Source organism: Alteripontixanthobacter maritimus (assembly GCF_003340475.1).
In the GTDB taxonomy this organism is placed as follows: Bacteria; Pseudomonadota; Alphaproteobacteria; order Sphingomonadales; family Sphingomonadaceae; genus Alteripontixanthobacter; species Alteripontixanthobacter maritimus.
In genome coordinates this window covers 901,684-918,965 of record NZ_QBKA01000002.1, presented here as the reverse complement: position 1 = coordinate 918,965, position 17,282 = coordinate 901,684, and the positions used below count along the sequence as shown (strand labels likewise).

At 59.7% G+C, this 17,282-nt stretch carries 16 protein-coding genes, 2 tRNA genes and 1 other RNA gene; 9 read left to right on the top strand and 10 right to left on the bottom strand.

Going from position 1 to position 17,282, the window contains the following annotated elements; genetic code table 11:
- The first annotated feature begins 109 nt into the window (after positions 1-109).
- Positions 110-586, top strand: coding sequence for a hypothetical protein (locus HME9302_RS04535; RefSeq protein WP_147270761.1), 477 nt, complete (start codon positions 110-112; stop codon positions 584-586).
- Positions 587-595: 9 nt separating this feature from the next.
- Here the strand turns inward: HME9302_RS04535 and HME9302_RS04530 are convergent, their stop codons facing one another.
- Positions 596-1,486, bottom strand: coding sequence for a fructose bisphosphate aldolase (locus HME9302_RS04530; protein ID WP_115366034.1), 891 nt, complete (start codon positions 1,484-1,486; stop codon positions 596-598).
- Positions 1,487-1,703: 217 nt separating this feature from the next.
- Here HME9302_RS04530 and HME9302_RS04525 point away from each other — a divergent pair, with 217 nt between their 5' ends.
- Entirely contained in the window at positions 1,704-2,477 is a 774-nt protein-coding gene (locus HME9302_RS04525; RefSeq protein WP_115366033.1) for a flavodoxin family protein, read from the top strand.
- Positions 2,478-2,494: 17 nt separating this feature from the next.
- On the opposite strand, the gene HME9302_RS04520 is transcribed toward HME9302_RS04525, so the two are convergent.
- The 3 genes from HME9302_RS04520 to tkt are packed head-to-tail and all read right to left on the bottom strand — an operon-like array spanning position 2,495 to position 6,757.
- A complete protein-coding gene (locus HME9302_RS04520) occupies positions 2,495-3,697 on the bottom strand; it encodes a phosphoglycerate kinase (protein ID WP_115366032.1) in 1,203 nt (400 codons plus the stop codon).
- A 45-nt stretch (positions 3,698-3,742) separates the two neighbouring features.
- Complete coding sequence (gene gap, locus HME9302_RS04515; RefSeq protein WP_115366031.1) at positions 3,743-4,750, bottom strand: type I glyceraldehyde-3-phosphate dehydrogenase; 1,008 nt, start codon at positions 4,748-4,750, stop codon at positions 3,743-3,745.
- Positions 4,751-4,765: 15 nt separating this feature from the next.
- The gene (tkt, locus tag HME9302_RS04510; protein WP_115367478.1) at positions 4,766-6,757 is read right to left on the bottom strand and encodes a transketolase; all 1,992 of its coding nucleotides are present in this window, start codon (positions 6,755-6,757) and stop codon (positions 4,766-4,768) included.
- Between the two features lie 247 nt (positions 6,758-7,004).
- Between tkt and HME9302_RS04505 the strand changes: the two genes are divergently transcribed.
- The 5 genes from HME9302_RS04505 (at position 7,005) to HME9302_RS04485 (ending at position 9,186) form a co-directional block, all read left to right on the top strand.
- The gene (locus tag HME9302_RS04505) at positions 7,005-7,241 is read left to right on the top strand and encodes a hypothetical protein (RefSeq protein WP_115366030.1); all 237 of its coding nucleotides are present in this window, start codon (positions 7,005-7,007) and stop codon (positions 7,239-7,241) included.
- Entirely contained in the window at positions 7,238-8,062 is an 825-nt protein-coding gene (zapA, locus tag HME9302_RS04500) for a cell division protein ZapA (RefSeq protein ID WP_115366029.1), read from the top strand. Before HME9302_RS04505 ends, zapA begins: the two co-directional genes overlap by 4 nt.
- 10 nt (positions 8,063-8,072) lie before the next feature.
- Positions 8,073-8,258: non-coding RNA, 6S RNA (ssrS, locus tag HME9302_RS04495), on the top strand.
- Entirely contained in the window at positions 8,245-8,955 is a 711-nt protein-coding gene (locus tag HME9302_RS04490) for a 5-formyltetrahydrofolate cyclo-ligase (protein ID WP_230079873.1), read from the top strand. The genes ssrS and HME9302_RS04490 overlap by 14 nt, the downstream gene beginning before the upstream one ends.
- Positions 8,956-8,958: 3 nt before the next feature.
- Positions 8,959-9,186 (top strand): DUF2842 domain-containing protein, encoded by a 228-nt coding sequence (locus tag HME9302_RS04485; RefSeq protein ID WP_115366028.1) that lies wholly within the window; start codon positions 8,959-8,961, stop codon positions 9,184-9,186.
- A gap of 151 nt (positions 9,187-9,337) precedes the next feature.
- On the opposite strand, the gene HME9302_RS04480 is transcribed toward HME9302_RS04485, so the two are convergent.
- Positions 9,338-9,414, bottom strand: a tRNA-Asp gene (locus tag HME9302_RS04480).
- A 191-nt stretch (positions 9,415-9,605) separates the two neighbouring features.
- Between HME9302_RS04480 and HME9302_RS04475 the strand changes: the two genes are divergently transcribed.
- Positions 9,606-10,058: a hypothetical protein gene (locus HME9302_RS04475; protein ID WP_230079872.1), complete on the top strand. Its 453-nt coding sequence runs from the start codon at positions 9,606-9,608 to the stop codon at positions 10,056-10,058.
- 6 nt (positions 10,059-10,064) lie between these two features.
- Here the strand turns inward: HME9302_RS04475 and HME9302_RS04470 are convergent, their stop codons facing one another.
- The 4 genes from HME9302_RS04470 to HME9302_RS04455 all read right to left on the bottom strand — a co-directional run bounded on the left by HME9302_RS04470 (position 10,065) and on the right by HME9302_RS04455 (position 14,890).
- Positions 10,065-11,402: a dihydrolipoamide acetyltransferase family protein gene (locus HME9302_RS04470; protein ID WP_115366027.1), complete on the bottom strand. Its 1,338-nt coding sequence runs from the start codon at positions 11,400-11,402 to the stop codon at positions 10,065-10,067.
- A gap of 3 nt (positions 11,403-11,405) precedes the next feature.
- The gene (locus HME9302_RS04465) at positions 11,406-12,470 is read right to left on the bottom strand and encodes an alpha-ketoacid dehydrogenase subunit beta (RefSeq protein ID WP_181815796.1); all 1,065 of its coding nucleotides are present in this window, start codon (positions 12,468-12,470) and stop codon (positions 11,406-11,408) included.
- Between the two features lie 14 nt (positions 12,471-12,484).
- Positions 12,485-13,801 (bottom strand): thiamine pyrophosphate-dependent enzyme, encoded by a 1,317-nt coding sequence (locus tag HME9302_RS04460; RefSeq protein WP_230079871.1) that lies wholly within the window; start codon positions 13,799-13,801, stop codon positions 12,485-12,487.
- A 129-nt stretch (positions 13,802-13,930) separates the two neighbouring features.
- Complete coding sequence (locus tag HME9302_RS04455) at positions 13,931-14,890, bottom strand: thymidylate synthase (RefSeq protein ID WP_115366024.1); 960 nt, start codon at positions 14,888-14,890, stop codon at positions 13,931-13,933.
- A 112-nt stretch (positions 14,891-15,002) separates the two neighbouring features.
- On the opposite strand from HME9302_RS04455, the gene HME9302_RS04450 reads away from it, so the two are divergent.
- A tRNA-Pro gene (locus HME9302_RS04450) sits at positions 15,003-15,079 on the top strand.
- An 18-nt stretch (positions 15,080-15,097) separates the two neighbouring features.
- On the opposite strand, the gene HME9302_RS04445 is transcribed toward HME9302_RS04450, so the two are convergent.
- Positions 15,098-17,266, bottom strand: a complete 2,169-nt coding sequence (locus HME9302_RS04445; protein ID WP_181815685.1) for a DUF11 domain-containing protein — start codon at positions 17,264-17,266, stop codon at positions 15,098-15,100.
- Positions 17,267-17,282 lie beyond the last annotated feature (16 nt).

The window sequence follows — 17,282 nt, the reverse complement described above, 5'->3', positions numbered from 1 at the left end:
GGGCGCGCATTATAGGCTACTCCGGAATTCTCCAACCCCGCTATGGCTGAAGCCGCCCCGCCCCCGGCATTCGTGTTTGGTTCATGAATATTATGGGATGTTGGCCAGCATGATCAAAATGCTTCTCGGCCTCTTGCTGCCCGCTTCCGTCTTGGTTCACGGCCCGCAACAGGCCGCAGCGCCCGATGTTCAGCTCCCGGTCGCGCTTGGCGAAACCTTTGATGCCGGGCACCACGTGACCGTCACGCCGCTCGCAATAATCGAGGATAGCCGCTGTCCGCCCGACGTCATGTGCATCCAGGCTGGCAAGCTGTTGGTCGCTGCCCGCATCTCGGAACTTGGGGCAGTGTCGGAACGCACCATGGAAGAGCATGTCCCGCTACGCTTGCGGCGCGGAATGTTGACGATGCAGGCCAACCCACCTCCTGCGGCAGGATCGCAGGACGAGGGGCAGTCGGATGCCGACATGAACAACGACACGAGCGAGGATGGCACGAACAAGGACGCCGCGTCCTCATACCGTTTCACGTTTAGCTATGCGCCGGATATTGCCAGCAGCCAGCCCCGAGCGAATTCAGGCGCTTGACCGATCCGTTCAGGTCGCGCTGGCTGCGCTGATCTGGTCGATGGCGCTGGTCAGGGCAGCGTCGAACTGGGCATCGTCCATATCATACCGCAAATCCTGCAGAAGGGCACGGCTGAAGCTTGCAATCATGCCGTGATTTTTCGCCAGTTCCGCGCAAGCCTCGTCCCGTTCATATCCACCTGAGAGCGCGACCACGCGCAGCACTTTCGGATGATCGACCAGCGGGACGTAGGTGTCAGGTTCGACAGGGATGGTCAGTTTCAGCATCACCTGTTTACCGTCGGGCACGCGGTCCAGCTGCTCCAGCATATTGGCCAGAACCAGCGCTTCGGCTTGCGCGCGAGTGCTGCTTTTCAAGCTGACTTCGGGCTCCAGGATCGGAACCAGTCCGTTGCCCAGGATCTGCAAGCCGAAATCCATCTGCTGGCTGACATTGGCGGCGACGCCGGTTTCGTCGGCCTCATGAATGACGCTTCGCATCTTGGTGCCGAATACGCCAAGTTCCTTTGCCCGGGCGCAATTCTCGTCGAGCTGCGGCATCGGCTTCATCAACTGCCCGCCGTTTTCCGTATCGTGCATACCCTTGTCGACTTTCAGAAACGGCACGATGCCTTTCGCTGCCAGCCGCTTTGGAATGGGCATGCCTTCGGGGTTGCAGCCCTCCATCGTTTTCTCAAAGAGAATTGCCCCCACAACTCTGTCACCAGTAAACGCCGAGCTTTCAACGATGCGGCAGCGCATCTCGTGGATCTTGGCGAACATCTCATCATCGCCAGACCATGCACTTTCATCGACGCCATAGCCCGCGAGGGCCTTGGGGGTAGAGCCGCCCGACTGGTCCAGCGCGGCGATGAAGCCCGTTCCGTTGGCAATACGATCCTTCATTTCATCGAATGTCATGGCTGTGTCCCTGTCGGTTTTCGTGGGTAGAGTGTGTGTATCTGGCGGCGTGCATACGAATGCGCCGCACATCGCGCGGGCCTTAGCCAGACGGTAAAGCGCCCGCAACCGGTTCGCGGCAATTTAGTCATTAGGTTTCGTTCGATCGGCCCGCCCTTGCGGTAACCAAATGCGCCGGTGAAGCGTATTGGAAAGGCAGCAGGGAGATTTGCACGCGATGCTCGACGATACGCAGGAGCGCCTTTGCGCCGAAAACAGCACCGATTTCAGTGACCTGAAAGCGCTGACTATCAACTGCACGCTGAAACCAAGTCCGCAGGGTTCGCACACGGACAAGCTTTTGGGCATTCCCGAGACGATCCTTACCCGCAGCAATATTGCGCTGGAGCAGGTCCGATTGGCCGATCACACAATCCCGGCCGGCGTCTATCCCGACATGACCGAGCACGGTTTCGACCATGATGACTGGCCCGCGATCTGGGACAAGGTCGCCGCGGCCGACATCCTTATCATAGGCACGCCGATCTGGCTGGGCGAAAAAAGCAGCCTTTGCCAAAAACTTGTCGAACGACTTTACGGTCATTCCGGGCAGACCAACGACAAAGGGCAGTATACCTTTTACGGTAAAGTCGGCGGTTGCATCGTGACCGGAAACGAAGACGGCATCAAACATGTCGGGATGGGCGTGCTCTATTCGTTACAGCATGTGGGCTACACGATCCCTCCACAAGCCGATGCCGGATGGATCGGCGAAGCAGGGCCCGGCCCGTCCTATGGCGATGCCCTGGAAGATGGCCCGGACGGGGAGAAGCGCGGATATGTCGGCTTCGACAACGACTTTACCCGCCGCAACGCCACTTTCATGACATGGAACCTGATGCATATGGCCCGAATGCTCAAGGATGCAGGCGGAATTCCTGCACATGGGAATTCGGTCGATTTATGGAAAGAGGGATGCAGCTTCGACGCGCCGAACCCCGAATACAGGTAAGTTTCGTCGGTAGCGCGTCAACTCATCAAAGCTGCAACTCCTGGCAAATCCTTGCCCTCCATCCATTCGAGGAAAGCGCCCCCTGCCGTTGAAACATAAGTGAAATCATCTTTTACTCCGGCATGAGCCAACGCTGCGACCGTATCGCCGCCACCGGCCACAGAAGTCAGCGATCCGCCTTCGGTTAACGCAGCAGCAGTGCGGGCCAGCGAAACGGTGGCCGCATCGAACGGCTCGGTTTCGAACGCGCCCAACGGCCCGTTCCAGACCAGCGTGCGACAAGTCTTCAGAACATCGCCCAAAGCCTCGACCGCTTGCGGGCCGATATCGAGTATCATTTCGTTTTCAGCCACTTCGTGGACGTTGCAGACACGCAATGAAGCAGGGTTCGCCGCAAATTCCTGCGCCACGACGACATCATACGGAAGGTGGACGGTGCAACCGGCATGGTCGGCCTTGTCGAGGATCGCGTTGGCGGTACCGGTCAGATCGTGTTCGCACAGGGACTTGCCGACATCGACGCCCCGCGCAGCAAGGAACGTGTTGGCCATGCCGCCGCCAATAATCAGGTGCTGAACCTGTGTGACGAGGTTGTCGAGCACGGCCAGCTTGGTGGAAACCTTTGCGCCCCCTACTACGGCTGCGACAGGCGCTTCGGGATTGCCCAAGGCCGCATCCAACGCATCGAGTTCGGCCTGCATGGCGCGCCCAGCATAGGCTGGGAGGTGGTTCGCCAGTCCGACGGTGCTCGCATGGGCGCGATGCGCGGCGGAGAACGCATCGTTCACGAAAATATCCGCGTGATCGGCCATGCCCGCGGCGAAGTCAGGGTCGTTGGCCTCTTCGCCCGGCCAGAACCGCACATTGTCCAGCAAACCGATATCGCCATTACCCAGAATGCCGATCGACTGTTCAACCACCGGGCCCATGACCTCGGGAATGAACATGATTTCGCGGTCGAGCACCCGCTCCACATCGCCCTGCACCCAGCTGGTACTCATAGTGGAATGCCGCTGACCCTTTGGGCGCCCGTAATGCGCCAGAAGCAGGACCTTCGCGCCCTTGTCAGCCAGCTCCAGCACGGTTGGCCTGACTGCCTCGACCCGGCTCACATCGGACGCCGAACCGCCATCCATCGGCAGGTTCAGATCGACACGAACCAGCGCGACCTTTCCAGAAAGGTCGGCTGGCAAATCGTCAAGTGTCTGGAACTTCGGCATTATCGGCCCCTAAATCCTCCCCCATACGGGGAAGGGTCTGCGCTTCTAGATCAGCTTCGCCATGACACCGGCGGTATCGATCATGCGGTTGGAGAAGCCCCATTCATTGTCGTACCAGCTGACGACGCGGGCCAGCTTGCCCTCCATTACGCTGGTTTCCAGACTGTCTACGGTAGAGCTAGCCGGGTGATGGTTGAAATCGCTCGACACCAGTGGCTGCGAGGTAAAATCAAGGACGCCGTTCATCGGACCGTCCGCCGCCGCTTTCAGCGCGTCGTTCAGTTCCTCTCTCGAGGTATCGCGGCCCGGTGTGAATACCAGATCGATCAGCGACACGTTGGGGGTTGGCACCCGCACACTCGATCCGTCCAGCTTGCCATTCAGTTCCGGCAAAACCAGTCCAACCGCACGGGCGGCACCGGTGGTGGTGGGGATCATGTTCTGCGCCCCGCCGCGTGCCCGGCGCATGTCGGAATGCATCTGGTCGAGCATCCGCTGATCGTTGGTGTAGCTATGAATGGTGGTCATGAAACCGCGCTCGATACCGACCGCGTCGTTAAGCACCTTGGCAACCGGAGCCAGGCAGTTCGTGGTGCAGCTAGCGTTCGATACGATCACATCGTCTTTTGTCAGGCTGTCTTGGTTTACGCCGTAAACGATTGTCTTTGTAACATTCTTTGCAGGGGCGGAGATGAGCACTTTCTTCGCACCGGCTGTCAGATGCGGGCGTGCGGCCTCGTCGCTCTGGAAGAAGCCGGTGCATTCCAGCACCAGATCGATGCCCATGTCCTTATGTGGCAGCTTACCCGGGTCACGCTCGGACGTGACGGTAATAACCTTGCCATTTACAGTGATGGTGTTGCCATCGACGCTGACCTTGCCGGGGAAGCGGCCGTGGGTGGAATCGTACTGGAACAGCAGCGCGTTGGATTCCGCGTCGGCCAGATCGTTGATCGCGACAAGATCGAGATCGTGATCGGTCCGCTCCAGCAAGGCGCGTGCGACCAGCCGCCCGATCCGTCCGAAACCATTGATTGCAACCTTCGTCGCCATAGTCGTAACTCCTGCTTATGCGTTCAATTTATTGGTTATTTGCGGGACGATCGCGTCGACGGTGAAGCCGAATTTCTCGAACAGCTCGCCCGCCGGGGCAGAGGCCCCGAAAGTATCGATGCCGATCCGCATCCCGTTGAGCATGGTGTAGCGATCCCAGCCAAAAGTAGTGCCCGCCTCGATGCTGACCCGCAAAATCCGCTTAGGCCCGACATTGGGCAGAACGTCCTCGCGATAGGCCTCGTCCTGTTCGTCGAACAGCTGCGTGCAGACCATCGACACGACATCGGTGCCAATGCCCTGCTCTTCCAGCCTGGCGGCGCATTCCATGGCAAGATGCGTTTCGGATCCGGTCGCAATCAGGATAACGCGCCGTTCGCTTGTTGCTGCCTTCAGGCGATATCCGCCCCGCTTCGACAGGTTCTCGCCCTTATCTTCCAGCCGCAGCTGCGGCAGGCCTTGGCGGCTCAATGCCAGCACGGTTGGCCGGTCCGCTTGACGCAGCGCTATTTCCCAGCACTCGGCTGTTTCCACTACATCCGCCGGCCGCATTACTAATAGGTTCGGCATCGCGCGCAGCGATTGCAGGTGTTCGATTGGCTGGTGGGTCGGCCCGTCTTCGCCCAGACCGATGCTGTCATGCGTCATCACGTAGATCACGCGGGCCTGCTGCAGGGCCGATAGCCGGATGGCACCGCGCGCATAATCAGTGAAGACCATGAAAGTGCCGCCATAAGGGATCACGCCGCCATGCAGTGCCATGCCGTTCATGGCCGCCGCCATGCCGAATTCACGAATGCCGTAATACAAGTAGCGGTTGCCCGGGACGTCGGCACTGAACGCCTCCATCCCGGCTGTCTTGGTGTTGTTCGATCCGGTCAGATCGGCGCTGCCGCCGATGGTTTCGGGTAAGATGGGGTTGAGCGCCTCCAGCGCAATCTGGCTGGCCTTGCGCGTCGCGACCTTCTGCGGTTCGGCATACAGCCCAGCGAAGAAACCGTCCGGATAGATATCGTTGGGAAGGTCGCCCGCCATGCGGCGCTCGAATTCGGCGCGGTGATCACTTTCTTCCAACCGTGAAGTCCATTGGGCACGTGCATCCTTACCGCGCTGCGCGGTTGCGCGCCAGTCTTCCAGAATACGATCGGGGATGATGAAGGGATCGTGGTCCCAGGCCAGCACATCACGGGCGGCCGCGATTTCCTCCGGCCCCAGCGGCGCACCGTGAGTGGCGCTGGTGCCCTGCTTGTTAGGGGCGCCCTTGCCGATAATCGTCTTGCACGCGACCAGCGTAGGCAGGTCGGTTGCCGCCGCCTCGTCCAGCGCGCGCTCGATGTCGGCAAAATCATGCCCGTCGCAATCGACCACATGCCAGCCGGTCGCGCGGTAGCGGGCGCGAATGTCCTCGCTGGTGGAAAGGTCCGTACCGCCGTCGATAGTGATGTTGTTATCGTCCCACAGCACCTTGAGCCGGCCGAGATTGAGGTGCCCGGCAATGCCGATCGCTTCGTGGTTGACGCCTTCCATAAGACAGCCGTCGCCTGCAACTACCCACGTTCTGTGGTCCACCAGATCGTTACCGAAAGTTGCGTTCAGATGCCGTTCCGCCATGGCCATGCCGACACCCATGGCCAGCCCCTGACCCAGCGGCCCGGTGGTGCATTCCACCGCATCGAGCAGGAAGTTTTCCGGGTGGCCAGCGCACGGGCTGCCCAACTGGCGAAAATTGCGGATATCTTCCATCGTCGGTGCGGCATAACCGGTGAGGTGCAGTAGCGAATAAATTAGCATCGAACCATGGCCCGCACTTAGAATAAACCGGTCGCGGTCGGCCCAGTCAGGTGCGGTAGGATCGAACTTCAGATGTTTGGAAAACAGCACCGCCGCCACATCGGCCATTCCCATCGGCATTCCGGGATGCCCCGAATTGGCCGCCTGCACGGCATCCATCGAAAGCGCGCGGATCGCCGTCGCCATAGGTTCCAGACGGGCGGGGTCGAGGCTCATGCGAGAAGGCTCCTGCGGAATAAGGGATTCGGGCGCGCCCGCTGTCGCGGAGGGACCGGTTGAGGTCAAGCGTAGCGGACGGCATATTTCACCCTCGCCGTGCTGCTTTCGATCGGCTCCGACAGGCAGCACCGGCAGGCGTTTATGGTTACCCTTTTTCCATCGGTTCGGCGTGTAGCAGCCACCACTTATCAACAGCACCGGCGAAGCCTTTGCCATTCCATGAAGAAAGCCGTAAATTCGCATCATGAGCAGCCCCGATCCGCAATCGTCCGCAGGCGAACCCGAACAGGCGCGGGAGCGAATGGAGCAAGCGGTGGCGCGGATTGAATCCGCTCTCACGCGTATTCGCAAATCGGCCGATACGATCCGGCCGGCTCCGCCTTCGGTGTCTGCGCTGGTGGTCCGTCACGAGGCATTGCGCGATGAAGTCGCCGTCAATCTCAGGGAACTGGACGCGCTGATCGGGACGCTTGAAGAATGAGCGAAGTCAGACTGCAAGTTGGCGGCAAGAGCTACACCATTGCCTGCGAAGCCGGGGAAGAAGATCGCGTCGCTCAGCTCGGCGCGATGATCGACGGTAAGCTGCGGGACATGGGGCGCCTTGCGCCGCAGGAAGCGAAGAACCTGCTATTCGCCAGCTTGCTGTTGGCGGACGAGCTACAGGACACGGCCGGCAAGCTGGCGGCGCTGGGAACACAGGATGCCGAGGTCGCTCAACAGGTCGAAGTCCTTCGCACAGATCTCGCTTCCAAATCGGACGCCTTGACTACCGCCCAGCGAGAGCGGGACGAGGCACTGCACCAGAACGAAACCCTGCAGACGACGCTACAAAAGCTGAAAAGCGACCGCGACAACCCGCAGACCCTTCACACGAAGCTTCAGGAACAGGTCGAATCGCTTGAAGCCGATGTCGAGGCGGCACAACAAAGTCTCGCCGCCGCCACGCAGCGGCAGGCACCCGCCGCAGCCGAACTGGCCCAATTGCGCGAAGAGGTCGCCGCCTTGCGTTCCGCCCGCACCGAAAGCGCAGAAGCCCTGCGCAAGCTGGAAGCAGAGCGCGACGCCGCGCAAGATGAGGCTTCCAGCGCTGGGGAGGTGAAACAACAATCGGACGGCGAACTGGCGCAAACGCGTAAAGCGAATGCCGCGCTGAAGGAAGAACTGGAAGCTACACGCAGCTCTGCGTCCGTCTCGCCAATATCATTACTGGCTGATCCCGATGTGCTCCCGGCGCTCGAACGCTTTGCCGGCCTACTGGAAGAATGCGCGACCAAGCTTGAGACAAGCGCCACCGCACACTAGATAGATGGTGGCGGGACTGCCCGGCACGAGCCGTAGAACATCCCTGAGGCTATAAGCTATCCTAGGGAGCTGTCCCTGTTTTTGGGTACGGGCCCCTCTTTCGGGAGGGAAAGTCCCGGGCCCTGGAGCATACGGCGCCCACCTGACGTTTTCGCGTCAGAGGATTTCCCTGGCACCGACCCATGGTGGTTCCGCCACCCACCATGGGCCCGATCCCGGCCATGCCGGTGGACTGGATTGCACCTTTGATGACAGATATTCCTCCGCAGACCCCGCCCGCGCATACCCCGCAGAGCATCGAGACCGGCATTGCGAAGGCGGCTTTACGATCGGAACTGCGGGCGGCGCGTCGGGAGCATGTAGCGGCGCTGGACGATGCGACACGCGGCCTACTGTTCATGCGTCCGCCCGCGCCTCTTGCGGCGTTAGTGCCGCAGGGTGCGATCGTGGGGCTTTACCACGCCACCGCGCACGAGGCACCTGCACATTCCTACGCCAGGCATTGGCAGGAGCTAGGGCATACCGTTGCATTGCCAAGGCTCAGCGATACCCCAAACGAAGACGTTGCCGAGCCCGTCGTGGAATTCGCCGAATGGACCGACATGTTCGAGGAAAGCGATCTGGAACCGGGTCCGTTCAAGATGAGGCAGCCAAAGGCTGACGCAGCGCCTGCCGAACCGACCGTGTTGTTCATACCGTTGCTCGGCTTCACCGCTGCTGGCGATAGGCTGGGTCAAGGCGGCGGGCATTATGATCGCTGGCTGGCCGACCATCCCGACACCGTCCGCATCGGCATGGCCTGGGACGTACAATTGCGCGACGAATTGCCGACGGAGCCGCATGACCAGCGCCTCCATGCCATCGTTACCCCCACCCGCTTCTACGAGGTTTGATCCATGCGCGAACAACCAACATGGCGCATTCCTTTCGGCATTGTGGGATTGCTGCTGGCACTCACCATCTATGCCTTGTTAATCGCGCGTTATGCGCCACCACTTATCGGCGGATGGCCGGTGCTAGCGCAGACTGTCGTGTACATCGTTCTGGGCCTGTTATGGCTGGTTCCTTTGCGCAACTTCCTGATCTGGATGGAGACGGGCCGCTGGGGCGTGCCGGAGGATTGATCCTCGTGTAGCAGGAATTCGGAATCTGCTGAATGCTGGTCGGGCTACGCACTCGCTTTCGGACTGTGCGACCAACCACGTAACAAGAATGGCTTTACTGTCGGCTGCCCCTGAAACGGCCGCCGATCCAACAACTTCAAAATAAAGAAAATGGCGCGAGTGACGAGACTTGAACTCGCGACCTCCGGCGTGACAGGCCGGCGCTCTAACCAACTGAGCTACACCCGCGCGGGTGTGTCCGACAGCACCTTGACCACCGGAGAAACGCGCCACTAGGCCAGCCTCATTCGGGTGTCAACAGTCTGCAACAGAGTAAGCGCGAAGTTATTTTACAGACCGCCAATTAACCATATTTTCGGGCTTACAAACGTACGGCATCCGCAGCGCTTCCGTGATGGAAGGCAAGGGGGTTTGGGGCCATGAAAACAGCACGGACGGTGGCATTTGCGTTCGGATTGACCGGCCTGATCGGCGCGATATGGACTACCAGCGCGGCGGCCGAGGTCATTCACGCCGTCTCCCGCTCAGTCTATGTCGAGCGCACGGGACTAATTACGCAGGGACGTACCGCACGAACCCTGGCGCCAGCCAACGAGCTCGAGCGCGGCGACGTCGTCGTGCTTATGGTGGAGTGGGAGAAGCCGAGAGACGACGGTGATTTGACAGTATCCGTTGCCGTGCCGCGTGCCCTCGCTTTCACCCGCAGCAGCCGGGCGGGCCTGACGGTATCGGCGGATGGCGGACGCCATTGGGGGCGGTTAGGCCAATTGCGCCATGCCGGCCGGATTGCATCCCCCGAAGATGTGACAAACCTGCGATGGACAGTACCCCCGCGCAGCGGGCGCATCACCTACAGCGCCCGCGTGCGCTAAGACAGCCTAGCCCGCCAGCATCGTCGCAGGCGCTTCCAGCATCCGTTTCAAATCCTGAATGAAGCTGGCCGCATCATACCCGTCCACGACACGGTGATCGCAGCTGATCGAAATATTCATCAGCTTGCGTTTTTCGATCCGCTCACCGCCCATACCGTCAGGCACAAACATTGGGCGTTCGATAATACGGTTGGGGCCGATAATGGCGACTTCCGGCCGATTGATTACAGGCGTAGTTGCCACCCCGCCCAGCGGACCGAGCGAAGTTACCGTAAGCGTAGAGCCGGATAGCTCGTCAGACTTCGCCGTACCGTCCCGCGCCGCATCGGCCAAACGGCCGATCTCAGTCGCGAGCTGCCACAAATTGCGGCTCTGCGCGTCGCGTATCACCGGCACCATCAAACCGTTCTCAGTCTGCGCGGCCATGCCTAGATGAACGGCGCCATGGCGCGTTACCACCCCGCCCTCATCGTCATAGCGGGCATTGATCATCGGATAGTCCGGCAGGATCTTGCAGATCGCGGTTATCAGAAGCGGCAGCATGGTCAGCTTGGGCTTGCCGCCCCGCCTGTCGTTCAGCTGCGCCCGCATCCGTTCCATTTCTGTAACATCGGTTTCTTCGACATAAGTGAAGTGCGGGATGTTGCGCTTGGCGGCCTGCACGTTTTCGGCAATGCGGCGGCGAAGTCCGATCACCTTGATCGGCTGGTCTTCGCGGGTTGCGCCAACTGAAGCGTAACCACCGCTACTGGAATAGGACAGGAATGCGTCAAGATCCCCATGCCGAATACGGCCTTCTTCGGATGACCTTACTTCGGAAAGACTTACACCCAAGTCCTTAGCCCGCTTGCGAACTGCGGGCGAAGCCAGCACCTTGGGATCCGTTGCTGAGACAGATCTAAGTTCAGGCTTCTCTGGTGATGGCTTGGCTGGCGCAGTTTCTCCGCGCCCTCTTGCAATCGCGTCATTGGCGTCGCTTGCATCGGACGTTTCCGTTTCGATCCGCTCGGTGACCGCTTCGTCCTTGGGTGCCGGAGCAGGCGTCACGACGTCGTCAGCATCAGCCGCTTCGCCAACATCGTCACCTTCGTCACTCGCCTCACCTTCGACTTCGATCACCAGCAGCATCGAGCCGACTGGGACGATATCGCCTGCTTCTCCAGCGATTTCGAGCACCTTGCCATCCACCGGACTTTCGATATCGACGGTAGCCTTGTCGGTCATGACGTCGACAAGATGATCGTCCTCGCTGATCGTATCGCCTACCTTGACGTGCCATTCGACCACTTCAGCCTCGGCCACGCCTTCACCGACGTCGGGCATATTGAATGTGAATTTCGCCATGACTCAGGCCTCCAGAATTCTGTCGATGGCCTCGCCGATACGGACGGGCCCGGGAAAATACGCCCATTCGAGGCTGTGCGGATATGGAGTGTCGAAGCCGGTCACGCGTTCGACCGGAGCTTCGAGGTGGTAGAAGCAGCGTTCCTGAACCAGCGCGGACAGTTCGGCACCGAAGCCTGAGGTGCGCGTCGCTTCGTGTACAATCAAACACTTGCCCGTCTTTTTTACCGAGGTTTCGATGGCCTCGATGTCCAGCGGAACAAGCGTGCGCAGATCGATGATCTCGGCATCGGCGCCTTTGGCTTCGCACACTGCCTTCGCCACATGGACCATCGTGCCATAGGCCAGCACGGTAACGGCCTCGCCCGACTGCACGGTGCGCGCCTTGCCCAAGGGAATGCGGTAGTGACCTTCGGGAACCACGGCGTCGGCATGGCGCTTCCAGGGTTCGACCGGTTTGTCATAATAGCCGCTGAAGGGACCGTTATATATACGTTTCGGCTCAAAAAAGATTACCGGATCATTGTCCTCGATCGCGGAAATCAGCAGGCCCTTCGCATCGTAGGGCGTGGACGGGATGACCGTCTTCAGGCCTGACACGTGCGTGAACAGGGCCTCTGGACTTTGACTGTGTGTTTGTCCCCCAAAGATACCGCCGCCGAATGGGCTACGTACCGTCATCGGGGCGATGAATTCACCAGCGGACCGGTAGCGTAGCCGCGCCGCTTCACTAATGAGCTGGTCCAGGCCGGGATAGATATAGTCTGCAAACTGTATCTCCGGAACCGGACGCAAACCATACGCTCCCATACCGACCGCAACACCGATAATGCCGCATTCGTTGATCGGCGTATCGAACACCCGCGTCTTGCCATGCTTTTCCTGCAAACCTGCCGTGCAGCGGAACACCCCGCCGAAATAGCCAACATCTTCTCCCATGATCACCACGTCCGGATCGCGCTCCAGCATGATGTCGAGCGCCTCGTTAATCGCCTCGATCATATTTAGTGGGCGCGGTTCGTTCTCATCCGAATCGTTGGATTTCGGCGCATCACTTGCTGACGTCATGGCGTTCGCGTCGCTCATTTCGGCAACCCTTCAGGAAATTTGGTCTTGCGTTCATGCACGGCCTGCGCCGCCTGCTCTTCCAGGTGCCACGGCAAATCCTCGAACACATCTTCGAACATGGTGTGGAACGGATGGTGCAAACCATGGCCGAGAATACCGTTCTTTTCGGCTTCTTTGGTAACCCGCTTCACTTCGGTAACGCATTCTGTGTCGAGCGCGGTCTGGCGCTCCTCGTCCCATTCACCCAGCGCGATAAGGTGGTCTTTTAGCCGCATCACTGGATCGCCAAGCGGCCATTCGTCGCGTTCCTGCGCGCTTCGGTAAGCGGCAGGATCGTCCGATGTGGAATGCCCCTCCGCACGGTAAGTAAAGTGTTCGATAACAGTTGGGCCGGCATTGGCGCGCGCACGATCAGCTGCCCATTTTTCCGCCGCGTACACAGCCAGCGGATCGTTACCGTCAACCCGTAAACCGGCCATGCCATAGCCGATGGCGCGCGCCGCGAAGGTCGTCCGCTCGGCTCCTGCAAAGCCTGAGAAACTGCTGATAGCCCATTGATTATTAACGATATTGAAAATGACCGGCGCGTTATACACAGTGGCAAAAATACAGGCGGCGTGGAAATCCCCCTCCGCCGTCGACCCGTCGCCGATCCACGTCGCCGCGATCCGGCTGTCACCTTTGATCTGGCTCGACATCGCCCAGCCGACGGCCTGCGGGGTTTGCGTCGCCAAGTTTCCGCTAATCGTGAAGAAACTGTGTTCGCGGCTGGAATACATGATCGGCAACTGGCGGCCTTTCAGTTTATCGCCCCGGTTGGAATAGATCTGATTGATCATTTCAATGAGCGGATAACCGCGCGCCACCAGCACGCCCTGCTGTCGATAGCTCGGGAACACCATATCGTCGCTTGCCAAGGCCATCGCCGCGCTGATGCTGGTTGCCTCTTCGCCGGTGCACTTCATGTAGAAGCTGGTCTTACCCTGCCGCTGCCCACGATACATCCGCTCGTCGAAAGCCCGGGTCATCGCCATATGCCGCAGCATTTCGCGCAGCGTGTCCGGCGACAGTTTCGGGTCCCACGGACCATGCGGCATATTGTCGTCACCCAGCACCCGGATAAGATCGGTGGTCAGTCCAACCGTTTCGTCAGGGTGGCAGTTTTCGTCAGGCCGAGGCTGGTCGCCCGGCGTGGTGACAGTAACGTGGCTGAAATCGACCGCGTCGCCCGGGCGATAGTAGGGCTCTGGCACATGAAGCGACAGAGCGGGTCGGTTGCTACCGCCGCCCGCGCCGGTGTTCGGCCGTGCTGTATCGGGCTTTCCGGCCATTCTGCGCTCTCCCATGGTCCTCAACAATCTCGGCTTCGCATTCTCGGCTTCGCTTTGTAGCAATCTTGCCGAGCAGCATTATTTTATTTCAACCTGGCCGAGCGGTCAAGTTGCGCCCCGCCCGTACTTTTATACCGCCACCGCTGCCTGGATCGGAGGATGCGGTTCGTATCCCGACACCGCGAAATCTTCGATCTTATAGTCGAATATCGTCGGAGGCTTGCGAACTATTTCAAGCGTCGGACAGCCCTGCGGTTCCCGTGCAAGCTGCGTCTCGATCAGATCGGCATGGTTGCTGTAAAGATGGGTATCGCCGCCATTCCAGACCAACTCTCCCGGCTGCAATCCTACCTGCTGCGCGATCATTCGTTGCAGCAGGGCAGCCGACCACAGGTTGAACGGCAGCCCCAGGGCTACGTCGCAACTGCGCTGATACAGCAGCGCGTTCAACCGCGCCTCCTTACCCCTACCGGAAACATGAAACTGGTATGTCTTGTGGCAAGGGGGCAAGGCCATCCGGTCCAGTTCGGCCACATTCCACCCTTCGATAATGTGTCGACGGCTGAACGGATTATTTGACAAACTTTCAATGACTTGCGCAACTTGGTTGATACCATTTCCCGCCCGGTACGAACCATCCTGCGTCCGGTCGTAAGTCGGCCAGTCCACCCATTGTTTGCCATAGACGGGGCCAAGATCGCCCCAGCGTGCGGCAAACTTCTCATCGGCAGCAATCCGCTCGACAAATGCTTCCAGCGACAAGGCATCGCCAGTCTCGTTGACATATCGCGCATGGGGCCACTCATTCCAAATCTTCACACCTTGGAGCACGAGTGGACGGATGTTCGTCGATCCGGTCAGGAACCATAACATCTCGCGCGTCGCCGTCTTCCAGTACACGCGCTTGGTTGTCAGCAAGGGCATCGCGCCGCCGGACAAATCGAAGCGCAGCGTGGCACCAAAGATGGAGCGTGTGCCGATCCCCGTACGATCCTGCCTTTTGTCCCCATTGTCCCAGACATGCCGCATCAAATCGAGATATTGCTGCTCCGGGTGAGGAGAATCATTACTAACGGGATCGGTCGGCATGGAGGCTGCCTAGCGCCGCACGTCCATGCTTGCCACCCTGCAGGTCGGTGCCTATAGCGCGCGCCTTGCCGCGACCCGGACGGCGTTTAGCCTGGTTCGGGACCGACACGGTCGGGGAGTAGCTCAGCCTGGTAGAGCACTGTCTTCGGGAGGCAGGGGCCGGAGGTTCGAATCCTCTCTCCCCGACCAATTTACTGCCGCGCCGCCTTATTTAAGGACGAATTGCGCATTCAGCGTGAAGTTGGAATTGGCTGCAAAGGTTCCGGTCGGGATCACCCGGAAATTCGTGATTGCCGCGTCGCAACCATCTGCGTCGAGCGTCACGGGCGCGTTCCAGGTAGCGCCGTTATTGACCGAAAACTCTACTGTGTCCCCAGTATTGGTGGGTCCGGCGTAGCTGAAACCGAGGGTGGAGGTTGGCGAGCCTTGGGTGAACGCCACGGCGGGGGCGCCATTCGGGTTGGTGAAGCAGAACTTCAGATTGGCCGGCACGGCGTCCGACAGAACCACTCCATCGAGCCTGAGATCGACAGGATTGGCGACCGAGAATACGTAGTTCAGACGCGCGCCGGGCAACGCCTTTGGATTGTTGGTTCCATTCACCGGATCGGACAGCACCGTGCTGACCTTGGTGAGCCCCAGATCGACCGTCGGCAAACACAGCCTGATGTCGTGCAGCGCAATCCCCTGTTGCCCCGGGTTTGCAGGCGCGGCCGAGTGATTGCCGTAGCGTACGATGATCGTGTCTATCGGCGCAGTGAACGTCGCGACGACGTTGCCATCCGCGGTATTGTTTGCAGCAACGACATCGCCATATGCCGTGTTGGCTATGACGTAGTTTGCAACCCCGTTAGTCAGCGTCGGCTGCACCGTCACGCCATTGCGGCGACCCTCGATCTCGATCAGGTCGGCGAACTGGTTGGTGCCGAAATCAACATCGAAAATCTTGAACTGCGCGCCGGCAAATGTTCCGGGGAGAGTTACCGTAAACGTCGCACGACCTTCGCGACTGGTCATGTCCACCAAAGAAGCCAGCGAACGTCCCGGCGCTCCCAGTCCCCCATCGAATCCGGTTTGCAACGCTGGCGACTGGCCCCCAAAAGCCGCATTGTTCAAAAATACGCCGTCATTCGCTATGGCGATATTAACATCGCCCAACGTGGTCAGTTGTAAATTGTTATTGGTCGAACCTGCCGCCCAGCTTCTGCCTTGCCATGAAAACAGGTTTTCGCCAGCCGGGCATACCAGGTTAGGGGGCGTGCCAGCCACCCTTGCCCCAGCAACCGTGAAGCTGACTGACGCGTAGTCATCTTCGTTCGTTGCGCCGTTTCCAGGCGTGGAATCCGGATCGTATGGGGTACCGGACGTCACTTCGGCAGTGTTTGTGATCGTGGCTCCGGCAGATGCGTTAACTGTCCCGGTGAGCTCGATCGATACGCTGGTTCCCGGTGCGATGGTCGGGACTGTCCAAACCCCTGTGCCGGAGTTGAAAGTTCCTGTTCCCGATGCGGAAACAAACGCAAAACCCAATGGCAATGTGTCTGTAACGCGCACATTCGACGGTGTACGGCTCGAACTGGCGGCGCTGCTTAAGGTCAGCCTGTATGTCACGCTACTGCCGGGCGTCGGGGCGGCGTTCGATACCGTCTTGGCGAGCGAAAGGTCGGTGTTCGGACGGCTGTAAGTCAGATCGGACAGGGCCGCGAACTGTCCCGAAGGATTGCCGCCAGCCGCATTCACATAGCTGAAATATGTTATGCGGACGCGTTTGACGTTGGTGTTGCCGAACGACATGGCCAGCCGCCCGTTGGTCGAACCAGTGCCCGACCCGGCGACGCCGGTCCAGCCGTTCACGATCGTATCGTTGGTGCGCGCCACGGACGAATTGGCTTGCCAGAATGCGTTGTTGAGTGCGGCGTTCTGCCAGGTTCCATTGCCAGTATCGTAGGAAATCTCGACCGCATCGATAAATGCGCCTCGATCGACATCGTTGAGTGAGAACTGGAGGTTTTTCACAGCTTCGCTGAGCGTTACGATCGTCGTTACTTTGTCGTTCGGATCATATTCCGAATTGTCGAAATTGATGATGAGCGGCTGCGGGGCGTCGCCCACCGTTCCGTTGAAGTACGATACGTAATTGCCGTATGGGGCAGTAAATGTTCCCGGTCCGACGGTTTGCGCATTGTAGGTAACGGTCGCCGTCGTGCCATCGGACCCGGTCGCGGTCGATGGGCTCGGGATACCGGTCAGATTACCGGCGCCAAGTGTGGCCCAGTCCACAGTTTCCGTCTGCGCGCGCGCACTTCCCGGCAGCATCCCTGCGGCCAGCACGATGGCACTTAGCAGGACGATCAGGAACAGGCGGACAAGGCTCATGCCGCTGCGATAGTCC

What these genes read in the sequence shown, in the direction of transcription:
- HME9302_RS04445 (WP_181815685.1), bottom strand. Translation starts at nt 17,266, where the DNA reads ATGAGCCTTGTCCGCCTGTTCCTGATCGTCCTGCTAAGTGCCATCGTG.
- tkt (WP_115367478.1), bottom strand. Translation starts at nt 6,757, where the DNA reads ATGAGCCTCGACCCCGCCCGTCTGGAACCTATGGCGACGGCGATCCGC.
- HME9302_RS04530 (WP_115366034.1), bottom strand. Translation starts at nt 1,486, where the DNA reads ATGACATTCGATGAAATGAAGGATCGTATTGCCAACGGAACGGGCTTC.
- HME9302_RS04520 (WP_115366032.1), bottom strand. Translation starts at nt 3,697, where the DNA reads ATGCCGAAGTTCCAGACACTTGACGATTTGCCAGCCGACCTTTCTGGA.
- HME9302_RS04490 (WP_230079873.1), top strand. Translation starts at nt 8,245, where the DNA reads ATGGTGGTTCCGCCACCCACCATGGGCCCGATCCCGGCCATGCCGGTG.
- HME9302_RS04470 (WP_115366027.1), bottom strand. Translation starts at nt 11,402, where the DNA reads ATGGCGAAATTCACATTCAATATGCCCGACGTCGGTGAAGGCGTGGCC.
- HME9302_RS04460 (WP_230079871.1), bottom strand. Translation starts at nt 13,801, where the DNA reads ATGGCCGGAAAGCCCGATACAGCACGGCCGAACACCGGCGCGGGCGGC.
- HME9302_RS04525 (WP_115366033.1), top strand. Translation starts at nt 1,704, where the DNA reads ATGCTCGACGATACGCAGGAGCGCCTTTGCGCCGAAAACAGCACCGAT.
- gap (WP_115366031.1), bottom strand. Translation starts at nt 4,750, where the DNA reads ATGGCGACGAAGGTTGCAATCAATGGTTTCGGACGGATCGGGCGGCTG.
- HME9302_RS04505 (WP_115366030.1), top strand. Translation starts at nt 7,005, where the DNA reads ATGAGCAGCCCCGATCCGCAATCGTCCGCAGGCGAACCCGAACAGGCG.
- HME9302_RS04485 (WP_115366028.1), top strand. Translation starts at nt 8,959, where the DNA reads ATGCGCGAACAACCAACATGGCGCATTCCTTTCGGCATTGTGGGATTG.
- zapA (WP_115366029.1), top strand. Translation starts at nt 7,238, where the DNA reads ATGAGCGAAGTCAGACTGCAAGTTGGCGGCAAGAGCTACACCATTGCC.
- HME9302_RS04475 (WP_230079872.1), top strand. Translation starts at nt 9,606, where the DNA reads ATGAAAACAGCACGGACGGTGGCATTTGCGTTCGGATTGACCGGCCTG.
- HME9302_RS04465 (WP_181815796.1), bottom strand. Translation starts at nt 12,470, where the DNA reads ATGACGTCAGCAAGTGATGCGCCGAAATCCAACGATTCGGATGAGAAC.
- HME9302_RS04455 (WP_115366024.1), bottom strand. Translation starts at nt 14,890, where the DNA reads ATGCCGACCGATCCCGTTAGTAATGATTCTCCTCACCCGGAGCAGCAA.
- HME9302_RS04535 (WP_147270761.1), top strand. Translation starts at nt 110, where the DNA reads ATGATCAAAATGCTTCTCGGCCTCTTGCTGCCCGCTTCCGTCTTGGTT.